Annotated in this window: 16 protein-coding genes; 11 read left to right on the top strand and 5 right to left on the bottom strand. The window is 45.3% G+C overall.

Annotated elements, in window-relative coordinates; all coding sequences use genetic code 11:
- Positions 1 to 27: 27 nt before the first annotated feature.
- The gene (locus FGT79_RS16335; protein WP_171056279.1) at positions 28 to 1623 is read right to left on the bottom strand and encodes a histidine kinase N-terminal 7TM domain-containing diguanylate cyclase; all 1596 of its coding nucleotides are present in this window, start codon (positions 1621 to 1623) and stop codon (positions 28 to 30) included.
- A 485-nt stretch (positions 1624 to 2108) separates the two neighbouring features.
- Between FGT79_RS16335 and FGT79_RS16330 the strand changes: the two genes are divergently transcribed.
- The 8 genes from FGT79_RS16330 to FGT79_RS16295 all read left to right on the top strand — a co-directional run bounded on the left by FGT79_RS16330 (position 2109) and on the right by FGT79_RS16295 (position 16155).
- Positions 2109 to 4877 (top strand): right-handed parallel beta-helix repeat-containing protein, encoded by a 2769-nt coding sequence (locus tag FGT79_RS16330; RefSeq protein ID WP_138753880.1) that lies wholly within the window; start codon positions 2109 to 2111, stop codon positions 4875 to 4877.
- A gap of 424 nt (positions 4878 to 5301) precedes the next feature.
- Entirely contained in the window at positions 5302 to 7485 is a 2184-nt protein-coding gene (locus FGT79_RS16325) for an NAD-dependent epimerase/dehydratase family protein (protein WP_171056278.1), read from the top strand.
- Between the two features lies 1 nt (position 7486).
- Positions 7487 to 8380 carry a hypothetical protein gene (locus tag FGT79_RS16320; RefSeq protein WP_138753878.1) on the top strand — a complete coding sequence of 298 codons (894 nt, stop codon included), beginning with the start codon at positions 7487 to 7489 and terminating at the stop codon, positions 8378 to 8380.
- 1 nt (position 8381) lies between these two features.
- Positions 8382 to 10214: a DUF2194 domain-containing protein gene (locus tag FGT79_RS16315; RefSeq protein WP_138753877.1), complete on the top strand. Its 1833-nt coding sequence runs from the start codon at positions 8382 to 8384 to the stop codon at positions 10212 to 10214.
- Positions 10215 to 10218: 4 nt separating this feature from the next.
- Complete coding sequence (gene pelF, locus FGT79_RS16310) at positions 10219 to 11658, top strand: GT4 family glycosyltransferase PelF (RefSeq protein WP_138753876.1); 1440 nt, start codon at positions 10219 to 10221, stop codon at positions 11656 to 11658.
- On the top strand, positions 11634 to 14744 hold the full coding sequence (gene pelG, locus FGT79_RS16305) for an exopolysaccharide Pel transporter PelG (RefSeq protein ID WP_138753875.1): 3111 nt from the start codon (positions 11634 to 11636) through the stop codon (positions 14742 to 14744). The genes pelF and pelG overlap by 25 nt, the downstream gene beginning before the upstream one ends.
- Position 14745: 1 nt before the next feature.
- Positions 14746 to 15456: a polyphosphate polymerase domain-containing protein gene (locus FGT79_RS16300; protein WP_138753874.1), complete on the top strand. Its 711-nt coding sequence runs from the start codon at positions 14746 to 14748 to the stop codon at positions 15454 to 15456.
- Between the two features lie 18 nt (positions 15457 to 15474).
- Positions 15475 to 16155 (top strand): DUF4956 domain-containing protein, encoded by a 681-nt coding sequence (locus tag FGT79_RS16295; RefSeq protein WP_138753873.1) that lies wholly within the window; start codon positions 15475 to 15477, stop codon positions 16153 to 16155.
- A gap of 87 nt (positions 16156 to 16242) precedes the next feature.
- Here the strand turns inward: FGT79_RS16295 and FGT79_RS16290 are convergent, their stop codons facing one another.
- The 4 genes from FGT79_RS16290 to FGT79_RS16275 all read right to left on the bottom strand — a co-directional run bounded on the left by FGT79_RS16290 (position 16243) and on the right by FGT79_RS16275 (position 20602).
- Positions 16243 to 18519 (bottom strand): ATP-binding protein, encoded by a 2277-nt coding sequence (locus FGT79_RS16290; RefSeq protein ID WP_138753872.1) that lies wholly within the window; start codon positions 18517 to 18519, stop codon positions 16243 to 16245.
- 172 nt (positions 18520 to 18691) lie between these two features.
- Entirely contained in the window at positions 18692 to 19177 is a 486-nt protein-coding gene (locus FGT79_RS16285; RefSeq protein ID WP_138753871.1) for a hypothetical protein, read from the bottom strand.
- Between the two features lie 79 nt (positions 19178 to 19256).
- Positions 19257 to 19760, bottom strand: coding sequence for a hypothetical protein (locus FGT79_RS16280; protein WP_138753870.1), 504 nt, complete (start codon positions 19758 to 19760; stop codon positions 19257 to 19259).
- Positions 19761 to 19963: 203 nt separating this feature from the next.
- Positions 19964 to 20602, bottom strand: coding sequence for a hypothetical protein (locus FGT79_RS16275; protein ID WP_138753869.1), 639 nt, complete (start codon positions 20600 to 20602; stop codon positions 19964 to 19966).
- Positions 20603 to 20885: 283 nt separating this feature from the next.
- Here FGT79_RS16275 and FGT79_RS16270 point away from each other — a divergent pair, with 283 nt between their 5' ends.
- The 3 genes from FGT79_RS16270 to FGT79_RS16260 all read left to right on the top strand — a co-directional run bounded on the left by FGT79_RS16270 (position 20886) and on the right by FGT79_RS16260 (position 24982).
- Positions 20886 to 21104: a hypothetical protein gene (locus tag FGT79_RS16270; RefSeq protein ID WP_138753868.1), complete on the top strand. Its 219-nt coding sequence runs from the start codon at positions 20886 to 20888 to the stop codon at positions 21102 to 21104.
- Positions 21105 to 21428: 324 nt separating this feature from the next.
- Complete coding sequence (locus FGT79_RS16265) at positions 21429 to 22832, top strand: MATE family efflux transporter (protein ID WP_138753867.1); 1404 nt, start codon at positions 21429 to 21431, stop codon at positions 22830 to 22832.
- A 152-nt stretch (positions 22833 to 22984) separates the two neighbouring features.
- On the top strand, positions 22985 to 24982 hold the full coding sequence (locus FGT79_RS16260; protein ID WP_138753866.1) for a GTP-binding protein: 1998 nt from the start codon (positions 22985 to 22987) through the stop codon (positions 24980 to 24982).
- Positions 24983 to 25031 lie beyond the last annotated feature (49 nt).

The following is a 25031-nucleotide window of genomic DNA, read 5'->3' as shown; positions in this document are numbered from 1 at the left end:
TCACCTGTCTCTTCCCTGCTGGTATGGTTAGTTTTCTTGAAAGGCATGAATGGTTCCGTTATTGGACAAATGAACAGCATTTCTACCGCTATTTTTTGAACGATATAGCGCAATATCTGCTTCGCTCAGCAAAGCTTCAAGCGGTATATCGGCGGTACGAGCTTGCGTGACGCCGAAGCTTGCGGTAATGGTAATGGATTTGGCAGCACTGTAGAGAGGGTTGCCAGCAATAGCTGATCGCAGCAACTCTGCAGCTTGACCGGCTTGCGCGAGCGTTGTATTAGGCAAGCTGATGGCAAACTCTTCGCCACCGTACCGACCAAACAAACAGCGGTCTGGCAGAAACTGCTGACAGATCATAACGACATGTTTCAGTGCGAAATCACCGACGCTATGCCCATAACGGTCATTAATCTGTTTGAAATGATCGATATCAAGCAATATAAAACAAAGTGGAGTTTGGTTCTGATGGGTAGCAGCCAGCATCTCCCTGCTTTTCTCCATGAAGAAGGTGCGGTTATATATAGAAGTAAGACCATCAATCTCCGCTAGATGGCGAAGTTTGTGATGCAGCAGCGTATGCTCCGTCACATCAATCATAACGATGGTTCTACCAGCCAATTGGCCATTCGGCTTGAGTAGTTTTGAGGATCTTATTCTATAGTAGAAAGTTTCCCCTCCACGTACCCATTTCAATTCTTCCTCATGATCAAGAGTGTCATCCGCACCTGTAGAAAAGGCTCCTGTATCCGCACCGCGCTTCCAGATATGATCAAGCCGCTGGCCGATCGTTTCAGGAGTTAAGGCGGGAATGATTTTGGCGGCGGCTCCGTTAAAGTCCATAATTTGGTTTTCCAAATTAAGCACCAACACCCCGTCCCGCATGCTCTCAAAGATATGCTCACGCGCAATAGGGGCAACAGTAAGCAGTGAAGTTGAGAATATGGAAGTAACATATAAGGTAGACGTGATGCACATTAAGATTGGAACAGGATCCATTCCGAGTGGCGTAATGCCTAGCACGTAGGACAGTGCCCCGAGCATAGGGAGTGCTATACCAATGGCTAACGTAATCATTTGCTTACGGTAGATTGACTTCGTCTTCCGCCAATAACGGTACAAGATGAACAAGCTGGCAAACATCGAGCCCGAGGTATAGCTTCCATGTACGTAATACCATAGGCCAGGTACGACATCGACCATTGGCGTATCCGTATTAGGGTGAAGATACAACGCTTTGTAGAACAAATGATGGTAATCATTCGTGGTGACCATGATCAAGGTAATAAACGGGATAATAAAGAAGATCCATGATTTCTTAAATGAATTGAATTTATCGATGCCGACATAATGCATAATGAGCAGCAAGCTTAAGGGTGAAATGAATGGCATGCCGAGATATTCAATATTCAGCCAGAACCTTATCTCGTTAAGCGATTGGCTTGCAAGTTCGAAGGCGAAAGCAAATGTGTATACCGCGGATAGAATCGTTGACCACATAAATGTTTTCATGCCTGTGAACTTATTCTTGTTGTAGTAAGCATATATGGCAAGCAGCACGTTAAGAACGCCGGAAATAACGACAAAAATAATATACTGAGAAATAGGGGTATCCATAGTCATTAACATATGCGGCTCCAATATAGCGGAATGATCATGCGTTATAGCTTAAGTGTTCCCATTGCTTGCAAAAAGGCTACGGACACATTTTACCATATGCGCTTGCTTTACTTCAAAAAAATATAAAATTTGCGGATATGTGACCGAATGCGTCTATTCTAGTATTTTTTTGTCGTTGCTTGAAAATAATTTTTATACTTTAAAGGTACAGGGATATAGCATGGAGAATAAGTCTGCATACATAATTCTACAAAAAATGATTTACACATCAGAATTGAAGCGAATAAAGTGATTAATTGTAAGCTTTTGTCGAAAAATATGACTATGGTATCAACATTCTTATAAAATGTGTCTTTTTGTCAGGCTATTTAACTCATGAGAATGCCATATTCGTTTGGTATAATCTATATAAGAACCTGAGAACGGCTAAGGAATGGGTTTGCTGGATACGTAATGAAATATTGGCTAGAGAGGATGCTGATTCTACTATGAAGCTAGACACACAACGCATTGCCGGCCTGAAGTATGTGAAGTTGTTTTTTCTGGTATTTCTAATCATTATGGTAGTGGTAGAGTCCTTTCCGTTGGTATCTGGGTCGCGTGTCGAGGCAGCTTCCGGAGGGAATATTTATTACGTTGCAACAACAGGCAGCGATAGCAGCTTGGGAACGAAGGAAGCACCATGGAAAACGATTCAGAAAGCAGCGAATACCGTATTGGCAGGTGACACGGTTTACGTTCGCGGCGGCATATATAAGGAATTTGTAACGATTACGGCTAAGGGCTCGAAAGAGGGAGGATTCATCACCTTTCAGGCCCATCCTGGTGAGAAGCCTATTATCGATGCATCGGGGATGACACCAGCAAGCGGGAAAAATGCGCTGATTCATATCGTGAATGCCAGCTACATCATAATTGATGGGTTTGAGCTGCGGAATTTAACGACAACGAGCAGTTCGATCACTCCAGCAGGTATCAGGGCACGTGAGGGCAGTCAGAACATTTATATATTAAATAACAATGTTCACGATATCGCTAATAAGTCGTCCAGCGGCAACGCACACGGCATTCATTTCTACGGAAGCTCAAGCGTGGAGATGAGCAATATTAAAATAAGCGGCAACGAGGTTCATCATCTTATTACGGGCTACAGTGAATCTGTAACGTTAAGCGGAAACATTAATGGTTTCTCCGTCGACAACAATACCATTCACGATAATAATAATATCGGAATCGATATAGCTGGTTTTTATGGAGCATGCTCGGGGCTTTGTACCGACCAAGCACGAAACGGAACCGTGTCTGACAATGTCGTATACAATATTGACTCTTCAACAAACCCCGCTTATAAAGGTGTGCATGCTGCAGGCGGCATCTACGTTGACGGCGGTACGGGAGTGGTTATTGAGCGGAATCTCGTATTCAATAATGACTTTGGCATCGAGCTGGCAAGCGAGAACCAGGGGAAGCTGACGAATAAAATCATTGTTCGGAATAATTATGTGCATCATAACTATGGTGCGGGAATTATTATGGGCGGATCTAGCTCATCAAATGGCGGAGCATCGGATAATATTATCTCTAATAACACGCTCATCGAGAACGATACGTTGAATCAAGGATATGGTGAAATTACGCTTCAGTGGAATAATAAAAACAATAAAATTATAAACAATCTTATTTACAGCACGCCACAGAAAGCTTTTATTTACAAGTCGAACACAAGCGGTTCTGGCAATATCATTGATTATAATCTCATGTATCGCCCCGGAGGCTTGTCGGACGCGGTGACATGGAGATGGCAAGGCGCTTCTTATTCCACATGGGATGCTTATAAGAAAGCGACCGGCCATGATGAACACTCGATCTTCTCCGATCCTTCTCTAACGGATAAGAATGGTGACGCACTATTGAACAGCAATTCTCCTGCAATTAATAAAGGATTGACGGAGTCCAATCTTAATGGATTGTCTGATTTCCATAATACTGTGCGCCTGCAAGGTGCGAGTGTTGATATTGGAGCCAGCGAGTTCATGCTTCCAGTACCAACAGACCCTGTTATAGAAGTTCCGTCTGTACCGGATAGCGCTCCGGTTGTTACGGTCCCTGACAAGGATCAGATTCCAGCCATTACGATTGACGGCGATTTGACAGATTGGAACTCGATTCCGGTGCTCAATGAAGGCTTGTCCAATGCACAGAACTTCAAAGCGGTAATGTCGAATACGGAGCTTCAACTGTTCGTATACGGCAGTTTGTTAGAGCAGAAGGGTCAATTCTTCATTAATACGGATAATAATAAAGCGACAGGGTTCCAAGTTCCTTACTGGACAGCAAGCGGAGCGGAATATCTAATAGAGAACGGTGTGCTATATAAGTACAGCGGTTCGGACGGTACGAGCTGGTCTTGGAGTATGGTGAAGGATTATGCGAAGCTGAAGAAATTTGTGAAAACCAATACGGTTATTGAAGTATCGATTGCTTTGGCGGATATTGGAATGACACAGGCAGCCACGATTTCAGCTGGATACGTGTGGAATGATTCTAAGTCTGATAAGCTGCCATCGGATAAGGAATTGGCATCGATTAGTTTATGGACAGGGAAAGGGCTGAATGGGTCTTCGCCTACGCCAGCACCGACGCAGGCACCGAGCCCGACACCGAGTCCAACGCCAACTCTTACTCCGGTACCAACAGTCGTCGCGACACCAAGTCCGACACCTGTGCCAACACCTGTACCAACTGTAATTTCAACGCCTACGCCTGAGCCGGCTAAGACAGCGATCGTTATTAATGGGGAAACGACCGATTGGAACGCTGTGCCGGAGTTTATGACTGGCGAAGCAAATCCTAAATCATTGAAAGCTGTTCAATCGGATTCGAATCTGAATGTTCTATTGCAGGGTAGTGATTTGTCCAGCAAGGTTCAAGTATATTTCGATACGGACAATAGTTCAAAAACGGGCTACAAATCCACGAAGCTGACGGAGAGCGGAGCGGAATTTCTGCTGGAGAACGGTACCTTATATGCGTATTCAGGTTCGGGAAGCGATTGGTCATGGAAAAAGATCGATTCGTTAAAAACGAGCAAAAAATATGTATCCACTACTGAAGTGGTCGAGTTTGCAATTGCTCTCGAAGTACTAGGTCTAAAGGTGGGGGATACCGTAGCTATCGGCGCACTCCTGGCTGATTCTACCAAAACAATGCTTCCGAATAACGGAATAATGAAACCATTTACGATAAACAAAGGATAGTCGAAGTTTAATAAGTTCTACCTTACGAAAAAAGCCCTATATATTCGATCGTATTGAGAAGCTCGCTAAAAGAGCGACTTCTCGAACAGTGTCGAATTTAGGGCTTTTTTGTCTGTATATGATGGAAAAAAGAAGAAAATATTTCTAAGAATAGCATGGGCTCTCAAAATTCTGCATTATTATATATATTCCGTAGTCTAAATGAATCACCTGTGTTATCATAGGTGAGCATTCGACATTTACATACAATTAATAGGCAAAATAACAAGACTTTCTTTTGTTCTGCTAGGACTATTCTTCAAGCCGCACGGGGCTTCCAGCAAAGCTGCAGCTAATCATTCCAGTGTCTTTAAAGGATTAAGCAGGCTGAACAATAAAGCGGTTATGCTGCATGCTGTTCATATTATAAAGACGGGGTGGAATTGTGAAAGTTCTTATTTCAGGAGGCTATGGTTTTATTGGTTCCCATGTGGCAGATAGATTTCATAAAGAAGGATATGAAGTCTTCATTATAGATAATATGTCAACAGGACGGAAAGAGAATATAAACTTTAAACACAAGGGCTACCAATTGTCAGTTGAGGACCCAAAGTGTGAGGAGATATTCCGCTCGAATCGGTTCGATGCCGTTGTTCATTTGGCTGCTCAAGTCAGCGTTGCGGAATCGGTCAGCAATCCGAGACTCGACACAGAGTCAAACGTACTTGGTCTGGTCAACATGCTTACCTTCTCCAAGAAATACAATGTTAAGAAGTTTCTATTTGCTTCCTCAGCTGCCGTTTATGGCATGAATGACAAGCTGCCGCTAGTTGAAACGGACAAGTGCGATCCTATTTCCCCTTATGGTATTAGCAAATGGGTCGGTGAGTCCTACTGTTTGAAGTGGAGCCAGCTCTATGAACTTGACACCGTATGCTTTAGGTTCTCCAATGTATATGGTCCGCGTCAAGGAAGCGTAGGAGAAGGCGGAGTGATATCGATCTTCATGGATCGGGTGATATCGGGTCAGACTTTATACATACATGGAGATGGAGAGCAAACGAGAGATTTCATCTACGTCGAGGACGTTGCAGATGCCATTTATCGGGCTTCTTACTCAAGCGTTTTGGGCGTGTATAACCTATCGACAAATTCGGAACGCAGCATTAACTCGTTGGTTGATGTCTTGAAGGAACTTCAGGACGTGAAGGAGATCAAGCATACACCTAATAGGGCTGGTGATATCACTCGTTCAACGTTAAGCAATGAAAAAATTAAAGCCGAGCTGGATTGGTCGCCTATGTATGATACGGACGAGGGGCTCAGTCGTACGTATGCTTGGTTCCAATCGAACCAAGCAAGCCGAGAAAGTGCGGCAACTGCAACAACAGCAACTGCTCAGCCTTCTTCTTTGAGAACATGGATGAAGAGCGTACAACCCTATGCCGAGAATGTGCTTGCTTTTGCTTTAACAGCATGGATCGTACTTAGCCAACAAAGCAGCGCTTATGGTCTTATTGATGTTGAATTATTTTACATCACGATCATCGGTATTATTTATGGCAATAGACAATCCATACTGGCAGTTGTTCTGTCAATTGGCTTATTCCTGTTCAAGAAACTAAATGATGGACATGAGATTGTATCCCTTATGTATGATACGGACTTTTTCTTTCAGATCGCAATCTACTTGTTTATCGGTCTTGTTGTCGGCTATTCGGTAGAGCGTCGCAATAGAATGATTCAAGCCAAAGAGCAAAAGATAGATGAGCTTGAGAAACGATACGAATTTTTGAACGGGGTATACACGGAGGTTCGTGAAGTAAAAGATGAGTTGCAGCAACGGATATTGAACAGCGGAGACAGCTTTGGCAAAATCCACTCGATTACGAAAGAGCTGGAGAGCCTGGAGCTGGAGAAAGTGTTCATGTCGACGGTTAATGTGGTCAAATCGATTATGGATGTCCAAACGGTTTCCATTTATACGCTAAGTCCCAATCGTTCATTCATGCGTCTTGTTGCGCATACCAATGTTTCAGGTGCGGCCGTTAGCAAATCATTGCGGGTTGAAGATCATGCCTATATTCAGAAAATGCTGGCAGACGGAAAAGTGTTCGTAAACAAGGAGCTGAATGATCAGGCGCCTTTAATGAGTGTCCCGGTTTATCACGAGAACACAATTGCAGCATTTATAGCAATCGAAGGTATGTCTATCGATAAGTTCTCCCTATACTATCAAAATCTATTTAAGGTCACTTCCGATTTGGTATCCTCTGCACTGTCGCGTGCACTAGCTTATTACGATGCGACGGAAAGCCGCAGGTTTATTGAAGGAACATCGGTACTGCGCAAAGAAGCGTTCGAGGAAATTCTATCAAGCAAAAAACAGGCTAAGAGTATGCATAATACGCCGTATTTGCTGCTAGAAGGTGAGCTCGGCCAGTTATCCTTGAAACAATACTCGGAGAAGGTTGCAAGCATGCTGCGGGAAACAGATTACATTGGCACCGTAAATGATGGGCAAGTAGTCGTTATTCTCTCCAACTCTGCGGAAGAGGATGCCAACTTCGTGCTGTCTCGCTTCGCTCAAAAAGAGATCAGCATGAGAGTTGTCGAAGGGGAGCTCTAATATGATTGGATTACTATACGGTCTTTATGTATTGTTGTCGGCACTCCTTTTATTCATCCTTTATCGCAAATCGCTGCGCGAATTTTCGCTGCGATTCTTAATAGTGGCACTGATTCCCGTCATCGGATGGCTGCTACCTGTGTTCTGGCCAAGAAGCTGGTTTGTTCATGCCGGCGAGAAGCTGGACGAGTACATTGTCAAGCAGCAGGAAGAAATGTCGGTAAGCACCATAGGTATTCATAAGAAGCTCGAAGTTGAAAAAGAATTGAATATTATATCGATCGAAGACGCGCTTATTGTCAGTGAGCATTCTGCAAGACGCAGGGTCATGATTGATGTGCTCAAGCAGGACTCCATGAACTATTTGGAGGTATTGCAAACCGCCGTTAGCAATGAGGACACGGAAACCTCGCATTACGCGGTCAGTGCGATTATGGAAGCGAAGAGAAAGCTCTCCCTATCGATTCAGGAGCTATCTGTTCAGTATGAGCATAACAAAACAGACGAGCATCTGCTGCGCGCATATGCTGAGGTATTGAAAGGTTTTATGCGCAGCGGATTTTTGGATGAGCGGACATCACTAAAGTATAAGTACACCTATGTAGCGGTATTAAATCACCTGATCACGCATTCTGAGGATGCGGAATCGGCGTTTGCAGAAAAGCTGAATACGGAGATGGAGCTGGGGGAGTATCTGGCGAGCGAGGAAACCTGTCATGCATACATTGCACGATATCCGCTTAGCGAGGATGCTTACTTATGTCTAATTCAGCTGTACTTTATGACGAAATCAGCGGATAAGCTGCAAAACACAATAGACACATTAAAAAAGTCACCGTTGAGGCTCTCGAACAAGGCCCTCACCATGGTAAGGTTCTGGTCGGAAGGGGCATGAAATGAAAAAGGAGCTCAATTTCTCCAAAAATATTTACATTATATTGTTAGTCATATTATCACTAGGCGTGCTTATACAAATCGCGCGTTCCCAGTACGTATTGCAATTCAAGCATAACAAAGACTTACTGGAGCAGCGTGAAGCGCTGCTTGCTAACGTTAAGGAGAACCCCCCGAAGGAAATTTCGGGTACGAACTATTGTGTCGTGTACAAAGGCTCTGATGACTACAGTATGCGGCTCAAGAATAACGCATCTCGTACGCTTCAATACATGCAGAAACATACAACGGAGATAAACATCGATGAGCAAGCACCTCGTTTTTCGGATTGCGGCGTGCTGATCGTTGCTTATAATAGCCTTGAGCAATTGGGAGATATAAATCAAATTGATCAGTATGTAAATAAAGGCGGCCATATCTTATTTATGAGCTCCTTAAACATAGACCCGGAGTTCCAAGTGATATACCGGAAAATGGGAATTGCTGCATTCGGGGAACTTCATGAATTACAGGGTATTGCCCTCATGTCTAATGTATTGATCGGTGAGAAAGAGCTCCGTGTAGATGAAGAATTCATGTCTAATTCCACGATGAGCGTCGAGCTTGATCATAAGTCACAGGTACTGGCAACGACGACAGATGGAACACCATTGTTATGGAAAAGAGCGTATGGAAAAGGCACTTTTATGGTATTTAACGGTTCCATGTTTCAGGAAAAAATCAACCGCGGCTTTTTTGCAGGTGCATTGAGCTTGCTCGAGCCCCAGTTCATTTACCCTATATTTAACTCGAAAATATTTTTTATAGATGATTTTCCTGCTCCGATTTCAAAGGGAGTGGTACCTGCCATCTACAGAGAATACAAACGGGATACGCCTAGCTTCTATCAGCAAATATGGTGGCCAGATATGTTGAAGGCGGCTAAGAAATATGCGGTGAAATATACAGCTGTCATTATTCAATCCTATCATGACGAGGTATTGCCACCATTCGAGAATCCTATTGATGAAGATCGTTTTGGATTAATATCATATGGACGTGAAGTCATTAAAAGCGGCGGCGAAATTGGCATTCATGGCTATAACCATCAATCACTTGTTGTTAATAAAGCGGTGTCGGATAGCTTTGGCTATAACGCCTGGAAGAATGCCGATGTTATGGCGGAATCGATTAAGGAAGTACTCAGCTTCACGAGCGATGCCTTTCCGAAATATTCGCTGCTCTCCTATGTGCCTCCCTCTAATGTGCTTGATGAAGAAGGGCGCAAGGCATTAAAAAAAGGTTGGCCGAATTTAACCGTTATTTCTTCCTTGTACGGCGAGGATGCTAGTGGCATGGCCTACGTACAGGAGTATGAAATAGCAAAGGACGGCATTATTGAGATGCCGCGTGTAACGTCCGGTTACATGGAGGATAGCTTCGAGCACTGGGCGGAAGCAAATGCGATGACGGGATTAGGCGTTTACTCCCATTTCGTTCATCCGGATGATGTATTAAGCAGCGCACGCAGCAAAAACCAAACGTGGGAGAAGCTGTATGAAGGCTTTACGGACAAGCTCAAAAGGCTGAAAAAGACCTATCCATGGGTGCGCCCAATGACCTCAACAGAAGCTGCGCTTGATATGGGAGTAGCCTTGACATCGCAATTGACAGTAACTGAGACCGATAATCGTATCGAAGGTGAAATCTCGAATTATCGTTCCAATCTCTATTATGTTTTGCGCTCGGATAAGAAGATTGGAAAACAGGTTAATTGTTCAGTCCAAAAAATAGATGCAAATACGTTTCTCGTAGAAGTCTATAATTCCAAATTCACGATCGAATTAGGTGGGTAAACACATGAGAATATGCTTAATTGCTGAAGGTTCCTACCCTTATATTACAGGCGGGGTATCCAGTTGGATCAATAGTATTATCACGCAAATGCCTGAGCATGAGTTCGTTATTTATGCAATCGGTGCACAGACCAAGCAAAAAGGGCAATTTAAATACAAGCTGCCTAACAACGTCGTTGAAGTAAAGGAAATGTTTCTGGACGCGTATTTGTTCGAGGAGGGCGAGTGGGGACGCCGCTTCAAACTGACAAACGATCAGCAAAAGGACATGATGGCCCTTCTAAGCGGAGAAGGGACCATTAATTGGGGAAATATTTTTGATCTGCTTCGCACAAGTAAATTCCGGAGAGCTGCAGACTTCTTGTCCAGTAAGGACTATTTCGACATTTTGGAGCAGCTCGGGCGGAATAAATATAATTTGGTCCCATTTACCGAAATGTTCTGGACGGTTCGTTCGATGATTTTGCCGTTATTTCTAACGATTAGGCATGATATTCCACAAGCGGATGTTTATCATAGTGTATCTACAGGATACGCTGGTGTGGTCGGAGCATTGGCCAAGCATCTGCACAAAAAGCCATTGTTGTTAACAGAGCACGGTATTTACTCACGTGAACGGGAAGAAGAGATCATCAAAGCGGATTGGGTAAAGGGCTACTTTAAGGATCTATGGATTGAATATTTCTATAACTTGTCTACCTGCACGTATGAAGCAGCTGATCAAGTCATTACGCTGTTCAGTCGGAATAAGGAGATTGAAATCGAGGTTGGGTGCGAGGCATCCAAAATCAGCATTATCCCTAACGGTGTAAATATTGATAACTATACAAATTTAGTAACAGCGCCGCAGGATGGGAAGCTTCGTATTGGGGCGATCGTACGAGTTGTACCAATTAAAGATATTAAGACAATGATTCAAAGCTTCGCATTGATCAAGCATGAAGTGCCGAATGCTGAAATGTACATCATGGGTCCTACGGAAGAGGACGAGCAATACTTCCAAGAATGCATGCAGATGGTAGAGTCGATGGAAATTAAGGATCTTATCTTCACAGGTGAGGTTCAAATCAAGGATTATATCGGTCAAATGGATGTTCTCATGCTTACGAGCATCAGTGAAGGACAACCCCTTGCTATATTGGAAGGAATGGCCTGCGCTAAGCCGTTTGTAGCAACGAATGTTGGAAGTTGCAAAGAGCTTATCAACGGATTGGATGATGGTATAGGACCGGCAGGCCTGGTCGCGCCAGTCATGCATTATGAACAACTCGCTAATAGCGTCATTAAGCTTTGCCAAGATCAGAAGCTGCGTGAACAGATGGGACGCAATGCCTTCGAACGCGTGCAGCGTTTTTATAAGCATCAGGATTTCATATCAAGTTATCGTAATCTTTATCAATCGTTGGGAGGCTCTCGCGAGTGGCTGGAATCGGCTTCGAACTGAGGAAATTGTTTCAGGAGCAAGGATTAGTAAATAACGTCAAAGCTTATGCATACTCTTCTTTGACAACAATTGGACCGATGGTCTTATGTATGTTCCTAATTATCGCGCTTCAAAGAATGATGTCCGTCTATAATGGCAGCTATTTGGAGTGGGAGCTGTATATTTCGACAGTGACCTATTGCTTCATATTCTCCATTATTATGACAAGCGGCATATCTATGGTCATAACGCGGTTCATAGCGGATATGATCTATCAGAAAAAATATGAACAGCTGTTATCCTCTTATTACGGAGCATTAATCGTTTGTTTGCCAGTATGTGCACTGGTTGCGTGGCTGTTCCTGCGCGAGGTATCTGCTGACGCAAGCTACAAGCTGTCTGCTTATTTATTTTTTATGGAGCTTATCATTATATGGATTCAAGGCATCTATCTTTCTGCTCTGAAGGACTATATGCGCATCGTTCGAAGCTTCGCAATCGGTGTTGTTGCAGCGCTGCTTAGCGGATTTCTGCTGTTTACTTACTCGGATCTCCAAGCGACGACAACGGCATTGCTATCTATTGATATCGGCTTCTTTATCATTGCCGTACTATCCTCGTTCCACTTTGAACAAATGTTCCCGCGTGCTAAAAGCCGAGAATATTTCACATTCTTGACCTATTTCAAAAAGTACCCTTCGTTATTCTTTACAGGCTGCTTCGTTTATGGCGGTGTGTATATTCATAGCTTCGTATATTGGTTTGGGCCGTCTGGTGAGGAGATTGCCAATCGATTCTTAGTTATGCCTAGCTATGATTTGCCTGTGTTCTACGCCTTCCTATCTGTTGTGCCTTCAATGGTTGTGTTCGTCGTTTCTGTAGAAACTTCTTTCTATGAAAAGTTTCGTGTGTATTACCTGAATGTGTTGGATGGCGGAACCTTCCAGGATATGAACAAGGCCAAACAGACGATGCAAAAAACGCTGCTGCGTGAGGTCAGCTTCCTGATGGAGGTACAGCTTCTCTTCACAATACTATCCATCGCGCTGGGCATGAAGTTTTTACCGAAAATTGGATTTACGATGGCGCAGCTTGATCTCTTTTTAATTTTAACATTAGGCTATTTCCTCTTTATTATTATGTTCGTGCTCGTTCACGTGCTGATGTACTTTGATGATAGAAAAGGTGTTCTTATGATTAGTGGGCTATTTATTGCTGCGAATGCCGGGTTAACGTACTGGATGATGAATTTAGACCTGAACGGATTCGGTATGTTTATTGCAGCCTTTGTAGCGCTGGCGTTCGCCATAGGCAGGCTGCTGCATGTGCTTCGCAATATTGATTACTATACGTTCTGTTCTCAGCCGCTTACGACGAAGAGCCAACGTCAGGAATCACGACTCTCGCTCTCGAAATCAGGCGTCGTGCTTACTTCTATTGTCGTGATGGCGGTTGTATTATCCGCTTGTTCTACAGAGGCTTCCCCTTCTCCTGCAGGCGATCAATCCTCCAATACGGAGACCACAACTACCGAATCGTTGCAAAGCGATGGTATTGCGGAGGATAAGCGGATCTATGAACGCGATGAGGATGGGTCAATTAAAGCATTGTATGTAACGATTATGCCGGATAAAGCTGGTGAGAAGGATCCCGTTAACTGGTATGGGCTAAACCGGATAACGGATCGTTATAGCGAGGAAAACCTGGAAGTGATTATGCAAGAAGGCAATGAGGACGGCAAGGGGCCAGTTACAGGGATGTTCGGCTATGGAGCAGATATGGCTAATGCCAAAATCAGTCTTCGAGGCAACACTGCCCGCTATGCTGCTCAAAAATCGTATAAAATCAAGCTGTTTGATGAAGCAGGTTTATGGCAAAACCAAAGGACACTGAATTTAAACAAGCACTCCACGGATCTTTCGAGATTACGCAATAAGCTAAGCTTTGATCTATTGGAGCAAATCCCTCATATTACGAGTTTAAGAACGCAGTTTGTTCATTTGTATGTGAAGGATTTGTCTGAAGGTAAAAATACCGGCTATGAAGACTATGGTCTCTACAGCCATATTGAACAGCCTAATGAAATGTTTTTGAAGTCACATTGGTTGGATCCATATGGCCAACTGTACAAAGTTACGTTTTTTGAATTCCAACGCTATGCAAATCTCATTAAATCGCAATCAGATCCGGATTATGATAAGGCCGCATTTGAAACCATTCTTGAGATTAAAGGCCGCGAGGAGCATGATAAATTAATTGAAATGCTGGATGACTTGAACAACATGAATAAGCCAATTGATGAAGTCATAGAAGAGCATTTTGATTTGGAAAACTTCCTCACTTGGACGGCTATTAATATTTTGATGGATAATATGGATACGGATGCTAATAACTTCTATCTGTACTCTCCGTTGAATTCGAAGAAGTGGTACTTGCTCCCTTGGGATTATGACGGAGGTTGGGAGCTTCAGAGGGAAGGTAATTACATTCGATCCTATCAAGCAGGCCTTAGTAATTTCTGGGGAAGCACCTTGCATAACCGTTATTTCCGTAATGAAGAGCATGTTAATCAGTTGAAGGAAAAAGTAGAAGAGTTAGCAAAATGGATTAATAAAGACACGGTGGAGAAGCAGCTCAATGAATACAAAGATTTAGTTAAGCCTTTTCTATTCAGGTCACCGGATATGAATTACTTGCCAGGCCTCAATACTAGTTTCGATCAAGAAATGGAGCAAATTGTTAATACTCCGGAAAGAGGAGTAAAACGATTCCTTGAAGATTTGGAGAAGCCTAAGCCATTCTATATGGATGATGTCGATGTGGAAGCGGAGAACATCAATTTTTCTTGGGGTATTTCGTTTGACCTACAGGGAGATGATCTCCTCTACGATGTAACGGTCGCCCGTGATCCTGCGTTTACGCAAGTTGTTGCGACGCAAGAGAACATTCAGGTGAATAGCGTATCGTTCAAGAGACCAGCTGATGGTTTTTATTATTGGCGTGTAGCGGTAAGAGACAGTGCGGGACATGAGCAAACCTCATTCGACTCCTACACGGATGAAGAAGGCAACGAGTATAACGGTATTCGACAGTTTGAGGTGGAGTAGTATGTTATTTCAAGGTAAAAAGCTGCGAAATGAAATGAAATATTATATGCATACGCATGACTATATTTCACTTCGTTATAAAGTATCTACGATGCTTATTATGGATAAAAATTCATTGTCAGTGGATGGCTATGGGATTCGTAGTCTTTACTTCGACGGGCCTCATGATCATTCTTTGTATGATAAGAACAACGGCATATTTAAACGTGAGAAATATCGGATACGGATCTACAATGGCAGTGATGCGAAGATTACGGTGGAGCGCAAGAGCAAGTACGGGGAGTTTGTGTGCAAGGAAGCAGCTTCTATTAGCCGAGCGGAGTACGATGCTATTATAAAGAAAGACTACGAGCTGCTTTCCGTTAGAAAAGAGCCTCTGCTGATCGAGTTTTATTCGGCGCTCGCGCACCGTGCATTCCGCCCGATAGTTATTGTGGATTATTTCCGCGAGGCGTATGTGTATGAGCCAGGCAATGTCCGCATCACGTTCGACAAACGATTGACTGCTGGCGTCAATTCCTTTGATTTGTTCGACCCGCAATTGGTTCAGGAAGAAACGCTGTTGCCGGCTCAAACCATCATGGAAATAAAATTTGATGATTTTCTTCCGGATAATATACGTAAAGTTGTTCAGCCTGAGCGGCATGCGCGATCTGCGATTTCCAAGTACGTCATCTGCCGCGAGACGGCCATGAAGCATTTCAAACAATAGACTAGCAGGGGTGCAATAATGAACGAGACGGTTAATTTTCAGGACGTAATTAAAAAAAGCATGCTTCATCTCGAAGCATTCCGGAGTATTTCATATGTAGATATGTTGCTCGGCTTAGCATCAGCATTCATTATTGGTCTGTTCATTTATTGGATATATCGCAAAACGTTTCGCGGAGTGGTATACAGCTATAACTATAATGTGTCCTTCGTGCTAATGACGATGATTACCGCGCTAATTATTATGACCATTAGCACGAACATCGTATTGTCACTGGGGATGGTAGGGGCACTCAGTATCGTGCGTTTCAGAACCGCTGTGAAAGACCCATTGGACATCGTATATATGTTCTGGGCAATCGCTGCGGGTATCGCTAGCGGCGCCAAAATGTACCCGCTCGCGCTAGGCGGATCGATTATTATTGGATTGACGCTGGCATGGTTGTCCAAGCGTAAAATAAAGGAGCAAGCTTATCTCCTAATCATTCGTCATTCCGAGGCTGCGTCTACAGAGCTGCGGGTACACCTCCGCAAGCTGGACTCCAAGCTGAAATCCAAAACCGTTCGCAAGGATTTCACGGAGCTGACCGTTGAAATCAAGATGCGTGACGACAATACGGCATTCATGAAAGCAATCAGTGATATTGAAGGTGTGCATGACACATCACTAATCAACTACACAGGCGATTACGCACAATAAGAAGCAATGGAACGGAATACGTAAGCATAACAAAGCAGGCCGACAACCCTAGGTGGGATGTCGGCCTGCTTTGTTTCGGCGGTAGGGTCATGCAGAATTAGCACGCATAGGCAGCTTAAGCTCGACACAGGTACCTTTGCCAAACTCGCTGCGGAAGACGATAGAGCCGTTGTGCGCCGCAATAATTTGTTGGCTAACCATCAGGCCAAGGCCGTTACCGCTCGCTTTCTTCGTGAAGAAGGGCTCTCCTAAACGCACGAGATCCTCCTCGGCAATTCCGCAGCCTTGATCAATAAACTGCAAGATAACGAAGCCATGCTCGTTGCATTCAAGCCTCAGAGACAGCATACCGCCTTTAGGCATGGATTCGATGCCGTTCTTCATAATATTGACGAAAACCTGCTTGAGCTGATTCGCTTCACCAATGACCTCTGGCAGCTTAGGGTCGGCGAGCAAATCAAGCTGGACGTTGCTCATTTTGGCTTCTGAATCGAGCAGCATCATAATGTCACTGACGAGATGGAGCACATTTACAGGCTGATAGTGGGCAGCCTGAGGCTTGGCGAATACGAGAAATTCGCTGACGATCATATTGATTTGGTCAAGTTCGCCGAGCATAACTTCCAAGTTGGCCTGTGAGAGGTATCCGGTCTTCTGCTGAAGCTGCACAAAGCCCCTCAGCGTCGTCAGCGGGTTGCGAACCTCATGGGCAACGCCAGCTGCGATCTGGCCGACTACAGAGAGCTTCTCAGACCGTCTGATGATTTCCTCTGATTGTTTGCGCGACGTGATATTACGGGAAATTGTCGCAATCGCAATGATGGCGCCAAGCTCATTGCGAATAGGCGAAATCGTCAGACTTAGATCGATAAGCTGTTCGGATTTGGCATAGCGCATCGTTTCAAAGTCAGATACGGAGCCTCCGCGCAGTACGGTAGCTTCAAGCTCATGCTGAGAGCTTAAATATTCGGGCGGTACATTATCTAGGGGCTTGCCCAGAGCCTCCTCCTCACGCCAGCCGTACATGGTCTCGAAAGCTTTGTTCACCTGTATAATATTGCCCACTAAATCCGTTACGTGAATGGCATCAGACGTATGGTTCACGAAGGACTCCAGATACTGCTTCGTGCTGCGAAGCTCTTCAGCTGTGTCCTGAAGCTGCGTGGTATAGCTGTGCAGGTTGTGACCCATTGTATCAATACGTGAAGCAAGCAAGCCTAATTCGTCGTTACTGCGAATGGTAATGACTTGACCGAAATCTCCCGCTGCGATGGCATTGACTTTGTTCAGAATTTGATTCAGGCCGCGAATCATAAAGTCTGCAATGAAATAGCTCGCAACCATGGACAGCAATATCAAGCCTAACGAGATAATCATTTGCAAGTAAAGCCGATCATTCAGCGGTTTTAGAATGGCATTTTGGTCGAAGCTGATACTTATGACATAGGTTTTGTCTATGATGATAGGTATGAAGGTTTTCATTACTTGTTTACCAAGTATATCGCTTTTGGCCGTTATAGCCTGCCCGCTGTCCAGTGCAGCTTGGATATGAATGGAATCATTATCTTGGTCTTTGTATGTGTATTGTCCAAATGGAATGTCGCGTACATCCAAATTGTAAACGGGAATGCCCTTCTTCATTTTAATAATCGGTCTCTTGCCGAAAAACTGAGGATCGAATCCGGTTATTTCTAATATATCTTGTTGATTAGCGATAATTTTGTTCACGACAGCATTCGTCCCAATTTTAAAATCGAAATCAAGCAGGACTTGTGCATTCACATACGGATTAATCATGTAGTTGGTCGTACCGTCGTAGTAACTGCCCCATTTTCGAATTTTTTTGGGATCAGAGGTTGAGAAATTGAACGGACCAGACCAATAGTTCTCAAGCTTCTGCCCCTCGGGAATCGTTACATTATAATTGTTAAATAGCTGATTGAATGCCCTGTACCAATAATCCCATGTTTTGGAGCTCATATTGATCTCATTAGGATCAGATGATTTCAGGGCAAGGATGTCGTTATCGAATTTTTTCCAAAGTGTAATATGATCGACACCTATCTTCTGGCTCAGCACAACTAGCTCTTCGTTCGTTACGTTGTCAATATCAGGGTCGAGCTGGGCTTTCGCCGCAATGGAAGCAAGTCGAAGCATTTTGCCGATTCCATCCTCCATAGATTGTCTGGCGCTCTCTGAAGACGTAATGGTGAGGCTGATTTGCTTCGCAATATTGTTTACCTGCTGTTCAAGACTTGATTGTACCTCAGCCTTGGAAGAGAAATAATTTATGGATAAGCTGAGTGCCAGAATGACAGCGACAATAATAGATATCGAGAATGATAGTTTGGCTTTAATGGACAACAGATTATCCCCCCAAAGTCTAAGGTGCACTTACTACAATTAGACACGGATCAACAATATTCCTGTCTTGTTTTATGCATCCTATAAAAATAATGTCGGGACATAATTGTAGGACAATAAAAAACGGAGAAACAGGTTGCTGTTTCTCCGTTCAATACGACTTTTAAAAAGGCTAAGCACGCGTAAATTGTTCCTCTTCCAAGTACTGCTCAGCTTCCTCATAAGTTTCAAATGCGGACTCGAGGTTTAGATCCGCGTACAAATACCATAGATCCTCTTCAAAGAGGAGGGTAAGCACAGCATCGTCCGGTCCAATCCAGCGCTGTTCCAGCGGCGGATTTTTCTTTTTCTTCTTTTTTGATTCCGGTTTTACGGGAGGTGCAATAGATAGGGAGCTGATGGACTGCTCGATAAGCGAGCGGAGTTCATCTGCCGTGAAGTCACGAATATTGACGAGTCCCTTGTCATCCGTCTTTGCTCCTGGCACCAGTCCAGCGAATACATAGCCGTTTCCATTCGGGTGCAGATGGTGCACGACCGATTTTTTCTCGTGAGCGCTCTCCTCGTAGTGGAAATTGGTGCGTCCCAGCGAGACGTCTTTCCGTTCCAACTCGGGGAAAGCTTCAATAACAGCGAGCTTTTGTTCAAAAGAAAGCATTTTGTTCCTCCTAAAGGTTTGCGTAGCAAACCACTTCTTTGCGGTGTTTGTGATTATACCACATTGCAGGAGGAACCTGTTAAGCGTCTTTGCGTTTCATCAGAAGAATGATTGCGCCAATGAGAATAAAGGCGATTGCGATAATCGGCTGACTGAGCACAAACTTATTGTAGAAGGAGCCAATCGAGAATACCGCGAAGAAGAGAATCGATAGGACGGTTAGAATGTTAATGGGAATGAGCAGCCACTTATTCCGATTGCCGAACCAGTATAACTCGAATAAGCCGACTGCAACCGCTAGAATAAAGCCCGGCCACATGTAGCTCCAATTGTTGAACAGCATGGCGATTTGACAGATCGTTCCTGTGGCAAACAGAATACCGCCGGGAACAAGGAGGCCAACTCCTTTCCTCCTAAGCATGGAGAAGTACATCCAGTGAAAGAACAGTCCGAGCGGAATAACGAATAGTGAAGGCCAGAAATAGGCGAATATTTTGCCTGGCCCGAAGGTTTGGCCTTGATTTAGAAATAGGCATGCGCCTAGCAGCAGGAGGACGAACCCGCTAATGGTTCTGAGATTCATTGTTTTGAAGCACCCCAATCTACGTTTTATGAAAATATAAGAATGTAACGCGCCGCCAAAGGGCAGCGCTCGTTTCACTTTAGCTGCATTCAGCATAGCATAGATCAAAAATAGCTGTCCTCCTGCTATAGGTAAAAATACAGACTAGACTAAAGTCCAGTATCTGCTGTCCGCGGTGTCAAGATCCTGCCGAGATACTGTAATTATAGAAGTAGTTTACTAATGACTAACAAGCTGAGCAGTAAGGCGGTTTGCGCAAGTCTAAACCGCCACGGATGATAGACAGGCGCGGCTTCTGCTGCGAGCTGGCTGCGGTGGGATTGCAGAAGCCACAGCAAGCACGACAAAAACAGCAGTAGGGTTGCAGGAATCGTGACAGCTGTCCATTGGAATGGGATAGCTGGCACAGCAGCGAGATAGAGTAAAGAGGCCGAACATAACGCAGTCAATTGATAAGGAAAGATGAATGCGGGATCGGTAGCTTGACGCCTGCGTGCGACATCCGGCATAAGAGGCGTACAAGCGTTTGTCCGTCTAACAAGCTTACGAAGCCTCGGAGCGGAAGTGAGCCAGATCAGACTTACAGGTATGGCTGTGAGCGACGTGCGAACGAGCAGCTGCGCAAGTCCAATTGTTGGATGGACTGCAGTGGCAAGTAGTATATATACAGCAGCAAGCAGGCTTAAGCTTACGGACCAAAAAGTGAGATGACGGGTTTTATGGTTAAGCTGCTTCTCTGATTTACTGTATATGAGTTTGGATGCTTGTATGGCGGCTATCCCTGAACAAACAATGAGCAGCATTAACGTGCTGAGCTGGGCATAGATGAGTAGTTCATACATCGGTATGGCCTCCTGAAGGAATGGTTGGTATAAGGCTGGAGCACTGCACGAAGCTATCTGTGTTAGTCGTTATCCATCTTATCTAGTATAAGGTTCATGCAAAACCGCCGTAGGTCCGAACGTAGTCCTAGACCTGTGGCGGGGGGATATGTGTCGGATATTCGCGAACGCAATCGAACGCTACAAAAAGCGGAAATACTTCTTATGAAACGACATTTTACACCTCTTGTTTAGTTCTATGAAAACGCTATTATTAAGGTAATAAGAGGCAGGAGGTGATAACATGAGCCAAGAGGAAGAAGTAGTTCAAGAAGGCGTGGAAGAAACCGCAGAACTCATTTCGGAAGAGGCTCCAGCGGAAGAGGCAGTAGAAGCTGTTGAAGCTGAATTGGAAGAGGAAGCGGAAGAAGCGGCTGCTGCAGTAGAGGAAGAAGCTGCAGAAGAAGCAGAGGAAGAGGCGGCGGAGGAAGACGCAGCCGAGGAAGAGTCTGAAGAGCAATAATGATATCCATCATTTTATACTATAAAGAGGAAGACTGTTTCGAAGCGGTTTCGACGGCTATCGGGCAGTCTTTTTTTTGAAATATAGGAAAGCATACCATTTCGCAAGCTTTCTCTATATTTCTACGCGAAACGTTAGCTTAGTCGCAAGAGGACGGCTTCAGCCGTTTACGCTTGATAGAATCAGGCAAATGAAGCTCGTATGCGTTTACATACAGACTACCAACATTTTATTCAAGTAAAATCATATTTCTAACGTGCAATAGCCCTTGTGATATGCTACGATACCTGTGCTTTACTTTTCCTAATAGAAGAAGGTGACATCATGACCGAGGCAGAAAACGGCAGTAGACAAGGGCAAAAGGGTGAGAAGGATATTCGTTTATTTTTTCTCACATGGCCTATATTTTTGGAAATCTTTTTGTTTATGCTCATGGGAATTGCGGATACACTAATGCTCAGCGCAATTTCGGATAACGCGGTATCGGGAGTCGGTGCTGCGAATCAATATTTGCACATTGCTATTCTTTTGTTGGAGGTTATCGGCAACGGAGCGTCTATAGTCGTTGCACAATACATCGGCTCGCGAAGATTTATAGAAGCGGCCAAAATATCAGCGCTTGCCGTTACACTTAATTTGTTAGTTGGGCTGATCATCAGCATGACGTTCGTTGTGTTCGGCGGACATTTGCTGCAAACTTTGAATTTGCAAGGCGAAATTCTGGTTCATGCCAAAAGCTATTTGTCCATCGTTGGCGGAATGATATTCCTGCAGGCGATTATTAACTCAGTTGCGGCGATTATTCGCGTACACGGCTTTACCAAGGAAGCGATGTACGTATCGCTAGGCATGAATATTATTCATATTATCGGCAACTATTTGCTTATATTCGGCAACTTTGGCTTTCCGGAGATGGGTGTGCAAGGCGCAGCGGTGTCCTCGGTTATTAGTCGCGGGTTGGCGCTTGTAGTGTTCTTCTGGATGCTGTACCGTATCCTGCCGGTTAGAGTGGAGCTGCATTATTACTACACGTTAACCAAGGAGTATATTTCGAAAATACTGAAAATCGGCATTCCATCTGCACTTGAGCAGGTCATGTATCAAACATGCCAAATCGTTTTTCTATATTACGCAACCTATCTTGGTGCGGCTTCTCTGGCAGCCAAAAATTATGCGAATAACATATCGATGTTTACGTATTTGTTCGCCTTCGCCATTGGTATGGGAACTTCTATCATTGTCGGTCGTCTAGTCGGGGCAGGTGAAGCGTCAACTGCGTATCAGCGGGTGTGGAAAAGCGTACGCTGGGCAAGCGGCGTCACTTTATTCGCGGTCTTGCTCGTTATCGCATGTCGTGAGCCGCTCATGCGGATGTTTACGGACGATGAGGAGATTGTCAGGCTTGGCGTAAGTGTACTGCTCCTCAGCATTGTGCTCGAGACGGGAAGAACGATTAATATCGTGCTTGTCAATTCGCTTCGTGCGGCGGGAGATGCTAAGTATCCGCTCTGGGTCGGCATGTTCTCGATGGTGGGGATGAGCTTGCCGCTCGGTTACTTCTTTATTTTCCAGCTTGATTTAGGCTTGGCCGGCATTTGGCTGGCAATTGCTGCTGATGAATGGCTGCGTGCGTTCATTATGTTTTTCCGCTGGCGCAGCAGAGCTTGGGAGAAGCATGCGCTTGTTAAGCGCGAGCGTAAGGAAGCGGCTCCGGCGGCGCATGTATAGTTTTTTTAGCATAGGTTCGTACGAAACGGCTTCTACTGGCTATTGCCAGTAAAGCCGTTTTTTTGCGTTTGGCAAAGCGGCTGTATAGGCTTGCTGTAATGCGCTTTCAGCGTTACGATAAAGGAAGAAGCAGCCTGAGGGAGAAATGCGAGATGGAGACTAACGCGTCACAACATATACGAAATATTGGAATCTTCGCTCATGTCGATGCAGGCAAAACAACAACGACAGAGCAAATATTGTTCCATAGCGGGCGTATTCGGTCGCTTGGCAGTGTAGATGCAGGAACGGCACAGACTGATTTTCTGGAGGTTGAACGCTCTAGAGGCATATCCGTTCGCGCGGCGGCAACACGGTTTACCTGGCAGGGTGTGACGATAAATGTAGTGGATACTCCAGGACATGTTGATTTCCTATCCGAGGTGGAGAGGTCCTTGCGCGTAATGGACGGGGCTGTGCTTATTCTGTCGGCGGTAGAGGGCGTACAAGCTCAAACTGAGGTTATTTGGCATGCTCTTAGAGAGCGTAATATTCCGACTTTGATTTATGTGAATAAGATGGATCGAATTGGAGCTGATCCGCAGGCTGTGCTGAAGCAGGTTCGACGGCTGTTATCGGCCCAGGCTGTTCCCGTGCAAGCTCCGCTGGGCATAGAGGACAGCTTTGGCGGTGCGATGAGCGTACTCGATATGGCGGATAGCGATGTCGTAGAGGCACAGAGCTATTTGCAGCTGCTGGAAGAGACGGTAGCTGAACGCGATGAATCGTTGCTGTTTCATTACTTGGACAGCGGCTCGCTGCCGCGCGAAGAGCTAAGGAAAAGGCTGCCAGTGCTTGCGCAGAGCGGAGAGCTGTTTCCGGTGCTGTTCGGCGCGTCTAATAGAGGGATTGGCATCGAGCCTCTTATGCAAGCGATGGTGACGCTGCTTCCTGCGCCGCTTGCAATTGCAGACGGCCCGTTATCTGGCGTCGTATTCCGAATTGAGCGCGATTCGGCGATGGGCAAAATTGCTTATGTTCGCCTGTATAGCGGTATGATTCGCAATCGTGATTCTATTCCTAATGTGACGCAGCAAATTGAGGAGAAGATTACGCAAATCCGCAAAATTGATGGTCAGAAAGCAGAAGATGTCGGTGTGCTTTCCGCTGGTGATATTGCAGCTGTCTGTGGTTGGAATCAGGCGCGCATCGGTGACATTATTGGCTGCGCGGATTATGTGCCGTCGGAGACGAGAATGGCAGTACCGCTGCTCACCGTTCAAGTGAAGTGGAGCAGTGAGGCTGACTATCCATCTGTTGTTGCAGCGCTGCAGGAGCTTGCGGACGAGGACCCTTTGCTCGATTTGCAATGGCTCCAAGAGCAGCGCGAGCTGCATCTCAAGGTGATGGGGCCGATTCAGATTGAAGTGCTGACGCATGTTATGAACGACCGGTACGGCCTGAAGGTTGATTTCGGCCAGCCATCTGTCATTTACAAAGAAACGCCAGCGGAAGCGGGCGAGGGTTTTATTGCCTACACGATGCCTAAGCCATGCTGGGCTATTATGCGATTCCGTATCGAACCAGGCGAGCGCGGGAGCGGGTTGACCTATAGCTCGGCCGTTCGGTCAGAGCGGCTGCTGGAGCGTTATCAGAACGAGGTGGCACGAAGTGTGCCGGAAGCGCTGCAGCAGGGCCTTTTTGGCTGGGAGGTAACGGATCTGAAGGTGACGCTCATTGAGGGGGAACATCATGTCTGGCATACCCATCCGCTTGATTTTGCATTGGCGACGCCGATGGGCATCATGGACGGCTTGGCGCATACGGGAGTGAAGCTGCTGGAACCGCTGCTCTCCTTCCGAATATCTGTGCCGGAGGAGACGGGCGGCAAGCTTATGAATGAATTGATTCAAATGCGCGGGGAGTTCGGCACACCTGTCGTTAGACAGGAGCGAATGGAGCTGGAAGGGATGCTTCCTGTAGCAACCTCGCTTGATTTCCCGGCAAGATTCGGCTCGCTTACGAAGGGGAGAGGCGCCCTCTCGACGTTCTTCGGCGGCTATCGCGAGTGTCCGCCTGATGTTCGTGCGGAGCGTGTCCGCAGAGGCGTCAATCCGCTGGATCAAGCGAAATATATTTTGGCGTTTCGGAATGCGCTTGCCAGCTCATAGGTTGGGTGCTCGAGCCCTGGTAAAATGCGGAGCCGGATAAGCGGAGTTC

The organism is Paenibacillus sinopodophylli (assembly GCF_005930355.1).
Classification (GTDB): Bacteria; Bacillota; Bacilli; order Paenibacillales; family Paenibacillaceae; genus Pristimantibacillus; species Pristimantibacillus sinopodophylli.
The sequence above is the reverse complement of the archived record's forward strand: the minus strand, read 5'-3'. Positions and strand labels throughout refer to the sequence as shown.